The organism is bacterium (genome assembly GCA_024228115.1).
Lineage (GTDB): Bacteria > Myxococcota_A > UBA9160 > UBA9160 > UBA6930.
The window spans coordinates 1-12413 of sequence record JAAETT010000497.1; the positions used below are offsets into that span (position 1 = coordinate 1).

The following is a 12413-nucleotide window of genomic DNA, read 5'->3' on the forward strand; positions in this document are numbered from 1 at the left end:
ACGGAGCCCCGGCCCCCTACTGGGCCATCGAACCCTCACGTACAAGGCGCGATGCTCTCCACCTCCTCACGGCAGCTTCCCAGCTCGATCGCCAGATCAGACACTACCTCGCGGCTCTCGATCGCGAACTCGACACCGATTCGCCGTTCTGACGAGAAACCAGCACTCGCGCGCGACCACGGCTAGATGATCAGATTTCTACGGTTTCTCGTGATCGCCAACACACGGACGGCTATCCCACATACCCAACAGCAGGAAATCGAAGTACTCGACGCCGATGCGGCGCAAGGAAATCTCTACGGAGGGGCCCATCAGGGCCGCGACCCGCGAGTAGGATTGGATGGTCAGCACGACGCTTTCCCGGTTGCGCCGGGCGAGGTTGCCCATGGCGCGGCCGAACGCGGGACGTCGGATCGAGCCCCAGTAGAGATAGTTCGCGCCGCGTTCGGCGGCATCTTCGATCACCTTCGTCGATGCACCGAAGCTCGAACCGATACCAAGACGACCAACCTGGAGCCCCGTGGTTCCCAGGCTTACCGGCGTTCGGAAATCCGTCATAGAAAGCTCTCCTTGGCGAAGCTCACCTGGCGAGAGCGTAGCCCCGACGGCTAGTGGGCGTGGTCCGGGCGGTGGGACGACCAGATCGTGGTCTTGCCGTCATGGTCGACGGCCAGCACATCGTAGGGTTCGGGATTCGGGCCCTCCATGCCCGGCGAGCCGATGGGCATGTCCGGCACGCTGAGACCCGCGATCGCCGGCTTCTCTCGTAGCAGGCGCTGGATTTCTGCTGCCGGTACATGGCCTTCGATGAAATAGCCGCCGACGAAACCGGTATGACAAGAGCTGAGCTTCGTCGGGATGCCGTTGATGGCTTTCACCGCTTTCATGTCGCTTCGGTTCTCGGCCTCGATCCGGAAGCCGCTCCTCTCCAGATGCTCGATCCAGGCGTCGCAGCACCCGCACGTCGGAGATTTGTAGACCTTGAGGGCTGGCGTTTCCGCGAGAATCGGGAGCGAGAGAGCGATACTGAACAGGCTGGCTGCGAGGAACCGTTGGATCATGTCACCAGCCTAGCGAGCGGGTTGCGATGGGGCGATCAGGCCCGTTCCCGCTGGGATTTCGAGCTCGCGCAGCAGCGCCAGAAGACGATCCGGGTAGTCGGTGATGATCCCGTCGACGCCGAGAGACAACACGCGTCGCATCGTTGTCTCGTCGTTCACGGTCCAGGGGATCACTCGAAATCCCGCTTGCTGAAGGGGTCGGATCGGAATCCCGCGGCCGAAGCGCGGCAGGAGCATTCGCCAACTCGGTGAGAAGTCGTCGACGAAATCACCCGCGGCCTGGAGCAGCCCCAGCACGCCGTCATGCTCGGAGGGAGCCAGCCCCGCGAGCCAATCGGCGTCCAATGTGTCGTCTGCCAGCAGGGCTACCGTCCGCAGCTCCGGTTCGAGGCGTTTCCCGATGGCAAGGGCCTGCCAATCGAAGGATTGCAGCGTGGCATGCTGAAGAAGCGCCCGGCTCCGAAGAATCTCTACGACCCTGGTGACGAAGGGCTCGAGAGGAGGCGTTTCGTTGCTCCCAGGCTCGGTCTTCACCTCGATGTTGAATTGCACGCGATCGTCTCCGATGCGTTTCGCGAGATCCAGTACTTCGACCAGGGAGGGGATCTGCGCACCGGGCACGGCGCGTCGCGGCGGCTCCGGAAACCGCCTCGCATCCGGGTTCAGGCTGCCGCAATCAAAGGCCTGGATCTCAGCCAGCGAAAGCTCGCGCACGAGTGGGCCTAGCGTTGGAACGGGGGATCCACCCGGCGCGATGCAGAGCGAAGATGAAATGCGCGGATCGTGGGTGACGACGAGAATCCCGTCCCGGGACATTCCGAGATCGAGTTCGAGGGTGGTGACGCCCAGGGCCAGCGCGAGTTCGAAGCCGGCCAACGTGTTCTCCGGAAGCAGGCCCCGCGCACCCCGATGGCCCTGCACGTCGACGAAGCTCCGCGGAGTCGAGTCCATCTGTGCGCCAGGCCCGGCACAAGCCAGAAGCGCGGCGGCGATGAACGGCAACCGTTGGAATGCGAACACGAAGCCAGCGTACTGGAAACGAGATGCCAAGCCGCGCTAGGCTGCGCCCAGCCGCCCCCCGGCTACACCAGGCTGAAGCAAGGCTGGGGATTCTCGATGACACATCTACGCCGGATCCTGCTCTTCACCGCCGTTCTCGCTTTGTCGGCGCCTTCAGGTGTCCGCGCTGGCTCCATCGTCCCCAGCCCCCAGGAGGCCACGCGTTCCTTCGCGAGCTTCGCGGAAGCCTGGATGGAGAACGCCCGGGTGGGTGGTGCCCCGGTCTGGCGATTTGGGGGCGCCTACCGCATCGAGGTCGAGACGACCGGTGATCCCGAGCTGCCCTATCTCGGTGTCCTCCGCTACGAGCGCTCGATGTACGATTGCCCCAAGGGCCGCTCCGCCGCGTGTCGATTGCTGCACACCCGCCCCATGCGCCATCTCTTTCCATTCGCAAATGGGCGCTGGCAGTTCTAGCCCGGACAGGTATCCCTTCCTATCAAGCCGGTGAGTTGAAACTCCATTCGGCACCTGTTGGAGGGGACCCCATGCATGTCTGGTACCGGATCGCTGCCTTGCCTTTGCTCGCCATCGCGATCACCTGCGCGACTCCTGCCGAGCCTCCGATGCTTCCTTCCCTGGTTTCGTCACCAGTGACTCTCGGTGATGGTGAGGTGCGCATCACCCACCAAGTCGTCGTTCTCCTCGATGGCTCCGGGACCATGCACGATCGGGGCAGCTTCGGAGTGGGTTCTCAGCTCACGCGATCCTTCGTAGCGGGGCTGCCCGCCGAGAACTCGGCAACCCGAGCCGGAAGCCCCACCGACTACCTGGCTTCCTTTACCGGCTTCCGGTCCGCGGCTTTCTTGCCAACCGCTCCGGCTGCTACGGCTTTCGATGCGACCTCGCTGCAAGCGGGCGTGGACGCTTTCCGGTCGCGCACGGATACGTTCACTCCCATCCCCTACACACTGCGCCTTGCTCACGATGCCATTCGGGCGGGTTCCCTGCGAAAAGCCGTGGTGCTCGTGAGCGATGGTCTTGGCGACAACGGCAGCGGACCGAACGAGGCGATGCAGGAGGAGGCCCTGGCTCTCGCCAAGACGATGATCGCGGACAGTGAGGGAGAGGTTTGCCTGTGGGCCGTGCACGTCGGGCAGGATGATCCGGGTGATCCCGTTTCGGGTGAAAAGCTGATGCGCGACCTCGGGCAGCTCACGCCTTGCGGGGGTTTCCGGAAAGGCGAGGAGGTCGTGACGGCTTTTGCTGCATCCGGTGGTAGCGGTGTGTTGCAGCTGGTACGAGACGTGATGTTAGGCCGCTCCGGCGAGCAGGGTGTGGGTCCCGACATCGGCGAATGCGAGGGCCTCACATTCAGCTTGAACTTCCTCTTCAACCAGTATTCGTTGTGCCACGTGCGCGCCCAGGGCGCTTCGGCAGAGGGCTACTCCGAGAGTCTGGCCGCCAATCGCAGGCGGCAGGAACGGCCTGGGGCTTGTGAGGATGCGTTGGGTCCGCGCCAGGTGAGGGCGATCCTGCCGAAGGTGATCGAGGCCCTGCGCGAGTGTCCGAATGATCCGATCTACATCACGGGTCGTACCGACACCGTGGACACACCGAGCTACAACCAATGCCTCTCGGAACTGCGTGCCTGGGAGCTGCGCAGCTATCTCTCGAAACAGCTCGAGGGCGCGGCCGAGCCCGGCATCCGGGAACTCTTCTTGAAGCGCTCGAAGGTGGTCGGCCTTGGCGAATCGACCTTCCAGCAGCCCGTGCGCCCGGAGTGCGGTGAACCGGACGACGCCGAGGCCCGGGGTCAGATGAGACGTACCGAGATCCTGACGGGTCGCTTGCTGCGAGGCGAGATCCCCTCCGGTGTCCAACCCATTACCAGCCCGCCCGCGGGGCTTGCCGAGTGCCGGGCCCGGCGAGGAACTGCCCGCGACTGTCGCTAGACGCGAGCCGGGGGCGTTCACTGGAAACCTCGGAAGGCTCGCCGCTTCCCGAATTCGCAATGAACGTCCCCGAATGCGGGGTTCCTCTATTCGGCGATGACACGAGCGTGCGAGCGCTTGATGGCGCCGCCCACCGGCGTAACCCAAGGGGCATGGCGTAGACTCGCGCGCCATGGCAAGCGGAAGCAATCCGGTCCGGGCGATCTTCTACGCGTTCTTCGCCAACCTGGCGATCGCAGTGACCAAGACGGCTGCCGCGATCTACACCGGCTCTTCGAGCATGACGGCCGAGGCGATCCACTCCTTCGCCGATTCAGGCAACCAGCTCTTGCTGCTGCTCGGGCTCCGGGGAGCACGGAAGCCATCGGACCCGGAGCATCCCCTCGGCTACGGCAAGGTCACGTATTTCTGGAGCTTCATCGTTGCGCTGTTGCTGTTCAGTGTCGGCGGCCTCTTCTCCCTCTACGAGGGTTGGCACAAGCTCCATGAAAGCGGACCGATCGAGAACGGTTGGATTGCCCTGGTCGTGCTGGGCTTCTCAATCGTCCTGGAAGCCATCAGCATGCGCGGTTGCCTGGTCGAGGTGAACAAGATCCGGGGCGATCGAAGCCTCTGGAACTGGTTGTACCGCTCGCGCAACTCGGAGCTGGTCGTCGTGTTCGGCGAAGACCTGGCCGCACTCGTCGGTCTGGGGATCGCCTTCGCGTTCGTATCGGTCGCGGTGGCGACCGGAGACCCCATCTACGATGCCTACGGTTCGATCTCGATCGGTGTTCTCCTCGTGATCGTCGCACTCTTCATTGCGAGCCGGGTCGCGACCCTCCTGATCGGCCGCTCGGCCGATCCGGACGTGACGGCCGCCCTTGCCCGGGAGCTCGAACGCAGTCCGTATATCCTCGAAGTCTTCAACATCATCACCCTGCAGGTCGGCCCGCAGATCATGCTCGCTGCGAAGCTGCGAATGACGCCGGGCCTGAGCCTTGGCGAAGCCATCGAGCACATCAACGAACTGGAACGAAACCTGCGTGCCGAGGTTCCCGAGCTGGGCTGGCTCTTCATGGAGCCCGATAGCCAGGATTGACGGTCCTACCGCCTCCTCTTCCCAACGTTCGTATCCGCGCTCAGCAACGTGAGTACGTCGGAAGTGAAGTGATCCTTCGCACGAGCAAAGAGCACACGTTCCATGCCCTCGGCACCGAAGCGCCTTTTTTCGAGTTCGGCGCCCATCCCCATCAGGGTCCGGTCGGCACCGTGGGATCTGGCTCGTTCGAGAGCGTGGTGAATGCACTGCCGATAGACGCCGTCCTCGGCCACGCGTCGGTAGTCGAGCCCAACGATCAGGGGTGCGTAGGTCGTGCGCCCGACGTAGGCAGCGAAGAAGGCGCTTGGCAGTGCGTCGGGCTCGTCGGCCAACGTGAGGGTGACCATCTCCCAGCCCTCGAAACGCGCGAGCACATCAAGCAGATCTTCCGGTAGCGCAAACGTATTCAGGTGGAAACTCCTCTCCTGGACATTGAGGTAGAGCTGGTACAAGCGGGCCGAGAGCGCCCGGTCGTTCGCGATCTCATCGGAAGAGACCACCCGGGCCTTCCACCGATCCAGCTGCGGCTCGACTTCGTCGGCCTGGAACCGACGTCCGCGACGGCTGAGGGAAGCGAGGAGCGCGTCGCGATCGGCCGGTACCGGAGCCACGAGCGAAGTGGGAAGCGCGATTGCATGGAAACCCAAGGCTTCCAGCTCTTCCCGAAGGGCAGGGTCGTCTGCCGGGAGATCCCGCACGACGATCAGCTCGACCGCTGAGCTCTCCGAAAGATCCTCGATGAGTTGCGAGAGAATCTGCAGCGCGCCGCGCCAATCGCCGTCACGGTTCAGGTAGAGGTGGTTGCCCTCGCTCAGCGGGCAACCCATCGCGAGCACCTGGGAGGTGAGGTAGTGCGGGTCATTGACTCGGCGCGCCTCGATGGCCTTCGAGACCGCAGGTTCGGCGAACAGATCGTCCTTCATCAACGCCCGCGTGAAGAACGTTCCGAGGATCGGTACACCGGCGGCGTCGCGTACGAGGACGTAGTGGAAACTGCATCGATTTTCCGGCTTCCGATCCTGGTTGAAGAGCGCTTCCATGGTCCGGCAGCCTGCCCAGTCGAAGCTGCCGCGATCCGCGAACATCGCGTCCCACTCGTCTCGAGGGATCTCCTCGATGCTGTCCATGATCTCGTGGCGCAGCCCGGCTCCCGGACTCGTGGGACGCTCTCTCGTCTCCGTTGGCGGTGCAATTCCGAAGGCCCGGGCGACCTCGGCGCGATTTGTGGCACCGGCTTCGAGCGCCTGCGGAAGAAGCTCCGCCATGTTCGTGAGCAGTCCGTCGATATCGTCGAGGCTCTGGTGGCAGGTGATCGTGAAGCGAGCACCCGCGTGGTGCGCGGCCACCGCTGGGAAGCTCGACGGATTGAGAAGGAAACCACGATCCAGAAGGGCTCGAAGTAGCGTCGTGACGCCATCGCGGCTGCCGAGTCCCAGAAAGCGGATGGGCACATCGGCCCGGTTGGCGAGGGGCAGTTCGAGTTCTCTCGCCCTCCGATTCGCGAATCGGATCCGCTCCCGGAGCCTGGCTTGGAGCTTTGGTAGCTGATCCGAGAGATGGAGCCTCGCTGACGCGAGGGCTGCCCCCAACACCGGTGGCTGAAGAGGGCCTGTGAAGATCATCGGTCCACCACAACGTCGCACTCTTTGGCAGCTTTCCGTATCCGGGAAGACGACGGCACCGCCTCCCGCGCCAAAGGACTTGTTGAGAGAAATCGCAACGAAGACCCGATCTCGGGATCCCAGGGTTTCGAGCGCGTAGCCACGACCATGCTTTCCTGTCCAGCTCATGCCGTGGGCATCATCGATGAACAAGTTCAACTGCTCGTAGCGATCGAGGAGGATCGAAAGCGCTTTGGTAGGCGCGAGATTCCCGAACATGCTGTAGACACCGTCGGCGAGGTACCAGATCCGCCGGTGCCTGCCGCGCAACTCTCGAATCTTCTCTTCGAGCTTCTCGAGGTTGCCGTGGCGGACCATGCTCACCGGGATGCCGAGCGCCTGCAACTGGGGCATCACCAGTTGCACCGTGTGGTGAACCTGGTGGTCGAGTAGGACGGCGTCTTCTTCCTGGATGATCACCGGCAGTGTCGAGATCGTTGCCAGGGTCGTATTCGGAGCCACCATGACGTGGCCTCCGGTGAGCTCGCCTAGCATCTCTTCGAGAGCTCCGTAGAGAGGAGCGGAGATGTAGGTCCGGGAGGAAGAGAACTGGGTGCCGAAGCGCTCGACCGCCCGAATCGCGCCTTCCCTGAGCGCGGGATGAAGCTCCAGGCCGAGGTAGCTGCACGAAGAGAACTGGAGCCGCGGCCGACCCTCGAGGTGGATGCTGCGCCCATCGAGCGGCACATCATCCGCTTCGAGAAGAGTCAGGCCAAGCCGTGCGCCATGGGAAACATTGTCATCGATCAGGTCGAGAAGTTGCTGGAAACCGCCCAAATTGGACTCCGCATGTTGGAGTCCCCCATCCATGGCCCTCGGAACTTCGTTTCAAGCACAGACCGCATCGGAAAAATGACTTAGAAACTGTAGTGGAAATCACACAGTTTTCTGGTCGGAAGTAGATGATAATGCCCAGCCGACGCTTTCCAGGAGTTCATTCACGGTGAACGGTTTTCGCAGCCGAGCCTCATCCGCCGGCAGGGGCGATGTGTTTTCGGCACCAAACCTGGAGTAGCCGCTCATGGTCAGTACGGCGCGGAGCTCCGGGCGCAGTCGGCGGGTGCGGCGTGCCAGCTCGCCTCCGTCCATCTCGGGCATCACCATATCGGTGAGGAGCAGATCGATGGGCTGCTCACGAGTCTCGCAGATCGCCAGGGCGTCGGGTCCGTTGGCGGCTTCGACCACGTCGTAGCCATGGGCTTCCAGGATTCGGCGTGCCATTCGTCGAACGGCTTCGTCGTCCTCGACCAGAAGGATGTTGCCGCCCGGTGCCGGAGCATTTGCTCCCGGCCTGGGCTCGGCGATTTGCGGAGGCAGCGAGTTCGCGCGCGGTAGCCGCACGCTTACGGTCGTGCCCTCGCCAGGCGCGCTCTCCAGCTCGATCTGGCCGCCTGATTGCGTGACGGTGCCGAACGCCGAAGACAGCCCGATTCCGGTTCCCTCCGCCGATGGCTTGGTCGTAAAGAACGGTTCGAAGATGCGCTCCTGGATGTTGGGATCGATACCGCAACCGTCATCCCGAACGACCAGCAGCGCGGCACCGTACGGAAAGCCAGGGCTTTCCGGAAGTTGGCGTATCTCGAGACTGACGTGGCCGGTCGCTTCGATCGCATCCCGGGCGTTGGCGACCAGATTGACGACGACCTGTTCCAGCTGGCCCGGGTCGACCAATACGGGGATTGGCTCTTTGCTGCAAACGATCTGCAGGTCGATCTGCTCTCCGATCAGCCGATCGAGCATGGGGACCAGGCGCTCTACAGCCTCGCGGAGATCGATCACCGTGGGCACGAGTACCTGTCGACGTGCGAAGGCCAACACCTGGCTCAGCAAGGCCGTGGCACGTTCGCAGCTGGTAGAGATCTCCTCGAGATCCCGTCGAGCCGGATGCTCCTGCTCCAAGGTATCGCCAGCAAGCGCCGTGAACCCGATGACGGCAGTGATCATGTTGTTCATATCGTGGGCAAGCCCACCAGCCAATCGGCCGAGTGCATCCAGATGCTGGGATCTTTCGAGTTGGTCCTCGGTTCGCCTGCGCTCTGCGATCTCTTCCTGAAGGCGTGTGGTCTGCCGAGAGAGCAGGGCAAACGTGTGGGCGTTGGCCAAAGCGATCGAGAGCCAGGGCAAGAGCGATGCCACCATGGTTTCATCCTCCTGATCGCGTTCCGCGTTCGCGTACCAGAGCTCGAGCTTTCCGATCTCGGCGTCGCCTTGCCTTAGAGGAAGCGTTCGGAGCGTTTGCCCTTGCATCTGCCCTGCAGCACCCACGAGTTCGTCCTCTTGATGCAGCGCTGTCAGGCGGATGCCGAGAAGGCCCAGCTGCGGGCTCAGCAACTGGAGGATGCGCTCTGCCAGCTGGCCGAGATCAGTCGTCCGGTTGAGCTCCTGGGCCATCCATTCGAGGGTGTCGAGACGTCGGGATTTCTGGGCAAGCTCATCGGTGGCGAACCGGGTCCGTCGTAGACTTTCTCGAAGTTGCTCCTGCTGGAAGCCGAGTTCGGCCAGGCCTTCCGGCAGCCCGCCTTTCGACTCGCGCACGGGCCAGAATCGGCGGCGGCTCGGAGGCAGGGAGATGATGTACTCCGCATCGCGTCCGTCGTCTTCCGATTCCACCACCGCTTCGGGCAAGCCGAGCAGCGGAGGCCCGGCTCGCATGATGCCCCGGTTCGCCCAGAGGAACTCCGGTGATGAGCGATGGGGTGGCAGGATCTTGATGACCTCGCGGATGCGTCCGTCGGGGAGTTCTTCGCAATGTGCACGGGTGGCGCGAAACATCCACGGACCGAGCCAGCGTGCACCGATCAGGACAAGTGGTTTTGCACCGCCCATGAAAGGCAGAAGCCCGCGAATGAAGCCAGGCAGGCTGCGCGTGGTGTGGCGGAACGCCAGGTCTTCCAGCGCTTCCTTGCCGCCGAGAAGCTTCGCGGTCCTCTCGAGAAGGACGGTGAAGGTGTCCCAGGGGATCGTGTTGCGACGGTCTTCCAACGTCGCAACGTCAACCGACAACCCTTCGACGAGCAGTTCCGGCTCGAAGCCTCGCGTGCGAAGTTCCGCCACCAGCGGTTCGCATACGTTGCACGCGACAACGCTCATCTTCACCCCCCGCGGCGGAGGGTAGAGCCCCTCGCCCTCGGTTGCGACTCTTCGAGGGATCGGGTCTATGCTGTCCAGCGTTGGAGGTCTTCATGTTTGGACGTCGTGCAGATGCCACCCGGGTTCGCGATCTTTCGATGATTCGCCGCTTCATGCCTTTCGTCTCGCCGCGGCGAAGCGAAGCCCTCGTCTACTTCGACGGTGAGATCGAAGTCGAAGCGGCCTTCCGTTTCCTGGACGAGCGAAACGCGAAGCGCCCCGACGACCGCAAGATGACGCTATTTCACCTCTATCTTCGCTCGATGGCCATGAATTTTCATGCGCGGCCGAATGTCAATCGTTTCACCAAAGGGGGCCGTCTCTGGCAGCGCACGGGAGTGTGGCTCACCTTCAGTGCGATCCAGGAAATCGTGGAAGGGGCGAAGATGCTCACCGTGAAGCGGGAATTCGACGAGCACGAGAGCCTCGACGAGATGACGGACGCGGTTCTCGATCGGCTCACCCGCCAACGAGGGGGCGAGAAGACCGCGAGCGACAAGGAGATGAAGCTCGCGCTCGATCTCCTGCCCCCGTTGCTGATCCGCGGTGTGATGGGGCTGCTCCACCTCGCTGACTACTACGGTCTGCTCCCCAGAACGATGATCGAAGGTGATCCCATGTTCACCTCGGTCTTCGTCGCGAACCTCGGCTCCCTCGACATGGATCCCGGCTACCACCACCTCTGGGAGCACGGCACCTGCCCCGCCTTTGCCATGCTGGGCCGGGTGAAGCAGCGACACGATGGCGTTCGCGTGCTGCCCGTTCGATACACCTACGACGAACGGATCGAGGACGGCTTGTACGCGGGGATCACGCTAGCCGGGGTGAAGGAATCTCTCGAGAATCCGGAGAAGCTCAGCTAGGCGGTTCTTGGCTGCTATGCCTTGCGTACGAGGAGCATCGATGAGTCACGCGATCGTCATTCGAGAGACGGGAGACGCGTCGTCGCTGCGCTGGGAGCCCCACGATCCGGGCGAGCCCGGGCCCGGGCAGGTGCGTGTCGCGCTGCGTGCAGCAGGCGTCAATTTCATCGATGTCTACATGCGGTCGGGTTCGTACCCGCGGCCCGTCCCCTTCGTCGCGGGGCTCGAGGGCGCCGGCGTCGTAGAGGCGATGGGTAGGTCGGTCGAGGGGCTCGTGGTCGGAGACCGGGTCGCATGGGCCGCAGCGCCCGGCTCGTATGCGGAGACGGTGAACGCCCAGGCGACGAGTGTCGTGAAGATCCCGGAAGCCGTTTCCTTCGAGGTTGCGGCGGCGGTCATGCTACAAGGCATGACCGCCCACTATCTCCTCAACGGCTGCCGGACGACGAATGAGGGCGACGTTGCATTGGTACACGCAGCCGCAGGCGGTGTGGGCCTGCTGTTGATCCAATTGTTGAAACAGGCGGGTGCGACAGTGATCGGCACCTGTGGTGCCGCGGAAAAGGTGGAACTCGCTCGCAAGGCCGGCGCGGATCACGTGATCCGCTATGACGAGCTCGATTTCGAGGCCGAGGTGGCTGCTTTCACCGATGGGCGTGGCTGCGACGTCGTCTACGATTCGGTCGGCCAGGCGACCTTCGAGGGCAGTCTCAAATGCGTCCGTCCACGAGGATTGCTCGCGCTATTCGGTCAGTCGAGCGGGCCGGTGCCGCCCTTCGATCTCCAGCGCCTCAACGCGGGCGGCTCGCTCTTCGTGACGCGCCCCTCCCTCGCGCACTACACCGCTGGCCGGGAAGAACTCGAAATGCGCGCGAGCGGGGTCCTCGATGCTGTCGCAGGCGGGCGGCTCGATGTGCGCATCGGCGCGCGCTTTGCCCTGGCTGAGGCTGCGGATGCCCATCGCGCTCTGGAAGGCCGAAGAACGACCGGCAAGGTCATCCTGCTTCCCGGCTGAAGGCGCTACTTGAAGCGTCGCCCTCGCTGGGAAGCTTCGCGATCATTTCTGTAGTCGCAGACGGGCACCCCGTATCCGCAGCTCGTCTGGGTGGAAGCGATGTGCACCACCACGATCTGCCGGAGGCCCTTCTCGAGTCGGCAGTCCTTCAAGAGCTGTTCGGCGTAAGGGGAGGCCTCCAGGCTCTGGGTCTCGGCCCGCCCGTAGAGGCGTACGATCGCAGCGTCGATCGCGTCCATGGACATGAACATCAATGTGATCGGCCCCTCGGCATCCGCATGACGGGCGGTCTCGTTGCCGCTGCCGTGGTAGTCGAGGTAGGCGACCGTGCGTTCGTCGATCACGGCGAGCGGAACATTGCCCTTCGGCGAGCAGTTGACGGGCCCCTGGCCTTCCGGACCGGGCTCGAGATCCGGGTGGGCCGATGCGACGAAGAAGAGCCTGGATTCCCGGATGAGATCGAGTTGTTCTGGAGAAAGCGCGGTGTAGCGGGTCGCCATGGTCAGATCTCCTAGTCCCTTGTCACACCAAAAGCTGGGGGTAGAGTCGTCGCAGTTTCACGCGGGCTTGTTGGGTCGTGAATTGCCAGTCGACGCCCTTCGTCGTTCGGTTGCGATCGTCTTGCCAGGCTTGGACTTGGCGCGTGAGA

At 63.4% G+C, this 12413-nt stretch carries 11 protein-coding genes; 5 read left to right on the top strand and 6 right to left on the bottom strand.

The features are described from left to right. Positions 1 to 198: 198 nt before the first annotated feature. From GY937_21085 to GY937_21095, 3 genes are read right to left on the bottom strand one after another with little or no spacing between them, the layout of a single operon-like run. Complete coding sequence (locus GY937_21085; protein MCP5059208.1) at positions 199 to 558, bottom strand: hypothetical protein; 360 nt, start codon at positions 556 to 558, stop codon at positions 199 to 201. Positions 559 to 608: 50 nt separating this feature from the next. Further along, complete coding sequence (locus GY937_21090; GenBank protein ID MCP5059209.1) at positions 609 to 1061, bottom strand: DUF411 domain-containing protein; 453 nt, start codon at positions 1059 to 1061, stop codon at positions 609 to 611. Positions 1062 to 1070: 9 nt separating this feature from the next. Next, entirely contained in the window at positions 1071 to 2081 is a 1011-nt protein-coding gene (locus GY937_21095) for a glycerophosphodiester phosphodiesterase (GenBank protein ID MCP5059210.1), read from the bottom strand. A 96-nt stretch (positions 2082 to 2177) separates the two neighbouring features. Here GY937_21095 and GY937_21100 point away from each other — a divergent pair, with 96 nt between their 5' ends. The 3 genes from GY937_21100 (at position 2178) to GY937_21110 (ending at position 5096) form a co-directional block, all read left to right on the top strand. Continuing rightward, on the top strand, positions 2178 to 2537 hold the full coding sequence (locus GY937_21100) for a hypothetical protein (GenBank protein ID MCP5059211.1): 360 nt from the start codon (positions 2178 to 2180) through the stop codon (positions 2535 to 2537). 71 nt (positions 2538 to 2608) lie between these two features. Then, positions 2609 to 4015 (top strand): hypothetical protein, encoded by a 1407-nt coding sequence (locus GY937_21105; protein MCP5059212.1) that lies wholly within the window; start codon positions 2609 to 2611, stop codon positions 4013 to 4015. A gap of 172 nt (positions 4016 to 4187) precedes the next feature. Next, entirely contained in the window at positions 4188 to 5096 is a 909-nt protein-coding gene (locus GY937_21110; GenBank protein ID MCP5059213.1) for a cation diffusion facilitator family transporter, read from the top strand. 5 nt (positions 5097 to 5101) lie between these two features. Here GY937_21110 and GY937_21115 read toward each other — a convergent pair whose 3' ends face one another. Beyond that, positions 5102 to 7534: an aminotransferase class I/II-fold pyridoxal phosphate-dependent enzyme gene (locus tag GY937_21115; protein ID MCP5059214.1), complete on the bottom strand. Its 2433-nt coding sequence runs from the start codon at positions 7532 to 7534 to the stop codon at positions 5102 to 5104. 99 nt (positions 7535 to 7633) lie between these two features. Next, positions 7634 to 9847, bottom strand: a complete 2214-nt coding sequence (locus GY937_21120; protein ID MCP5059215.1) for a response regulator — start codon at positions 9845 to 9847, stop codon at positions 7634 to 7636. Between the two features lie 92 nt (positions 9848 to 9939). Here GY937_21120 and GY937_21125 point away from each other — a divergent pair, with 92 nt between their 5' ends. Further along, positions 9940 to 10749, top strand: coding sequence for a hypothetical protein (locus tag GY937_21125; GenBank protein ID MCP5059216.1), 810 nt, complete (start codon positions 9940 to 9942; stop codon positions 10747 to 10749). A gap of 40 nt (positions 10750 to 10789) precedes the next feature. After that, positions 10790 to 11764 (top strand): quinone oxidoreductase, encoded by a 975-nt coding sequence (locus GY937_21130; GenBank protein ID MCP5059217.1) that lies wholly within the window; start codon positions 10790 to 10792, stop codon positions 11762 to 11764. A 5-nt stretch (positions 11765 to 11769) separates the two neighbouring features. Here the strand turns inward: GY937_21130 and GY937_21135 are convergent, their stop codons facing one another. Then, positions 11770 to 12264, bottom strand: a complete 495-nt coding sequence (locus tag GY937_21135; protein MCP5059218.1) for a pyridoxamine 5'-phosphate oxidase family protein — start codon at positions 12262 to 12264, stop codon at positions 11770 to 11772. Between the last annotated feature and the right edge of the window lie 149 nt (positions 12265 to 12413).